The sequence below is a fragment of the Mycobacterium sp. 1465703.0 genome (genome assembly GCF_001672975.1).
GTDB lineage: Bacteria > Actinomycetota > Actinomycetes > Mycobacteriales > Mycobacteriaceae > Mycobacterium.
Genome location: NZ_LZKU01000218.1, coordinates 1 through 784, shown reverse-complemented (window position 1 = coordinate 784; position 784 = coordinate 1). Strand labels below are relative to the sequence as shown.

General features: G+C 71.7%; 2 protein-coding genes. Both read left to right on the top strand.

Translation table 11 applies throughout. From position 1 onward, the window contains the following. Nucleotides 1–482, top strand: a 482-nt coding sequence (locus tag A5625_RS20965) for a phosphatidylserine decarboxylase (protein ID WP_066998402.1), incomplete at its 5' end; no start/stop codon positions are given. After that, on the top strand, nt 479–784 hold a 306-nt coding region (locus A5625_RS20960; protein ID WP_197516172.1), incomplete at its 3' end, for a phosphatidylcholine/phosphatidylserine synthase. The genes A5625_RS20965 and A5625_RS20960, both read left to right, overlap by 4 nt.

Here is a 784-nt window from a genome sequence, read left to right as displayed (position 1 = left end):
CCCGGCCCGGCGCGATCGTCGCCCCCGCCGACGGCGAGATCTGTGTCATCGACTTCGCCGCTCCGCCCGCCGAATTGAGCATGGGCGACGCGCCGCTCCCGCGGGTCAGCATCTTTCTGTCGCTGCTCGACGCCCACGTACAGCGCGCGCCGGTCAGCGGCGAGGTGATCGCCGTGCAGCACCGACCGGGCCGCTTCGGTTCAGCCGACCTGGCCGCGGCGAGCACCGAGAACGAGCGCACCAGCCTGCGCCTGCGCACCGCCTCCGGGACCGATGTGGTCGCCGTGCAGGTGGCCGGGCTGCTGGCCCGGCGCATCATCTGCGACGCGCACATCGGGGACAAGCTGTCGATCGGCGACACCTACGGCCTGATCCGGTTCGGCTCCCGGCTGGACACCTATCTCCCGGCGGGCGCCGAACCGCTGGTGAAAGTCGGCCAGCGCGCGATCGCCGGCGAGACGGTCCTGGCCGAGCTGCCATGATCAGCAAGCCGCGCGGCCGGCCGGCGGTCAACCTGCAAATCCTGCCGAGCGCGATGACGGTGCTCGCCGTCTGCGCCGGACTGACCTCGATCCGGTTCGCGCTCGAGCACCAGCCCAAGGCCGCGATGGCGCTGATCGCGGCGGCCGCCATCCTGGACGGGCTCGACGGGCGGGTGGCTCGCATTCTGGACGCCCAGTCGCGGATGGGCGAAGAAATCGACTCGCTGGCCGACGCGGTGAACTTCGGCGTGACCCCGGCGATCGTGGTCTACGTGACGCTGCTGACCAATTCGCCGGCCGGC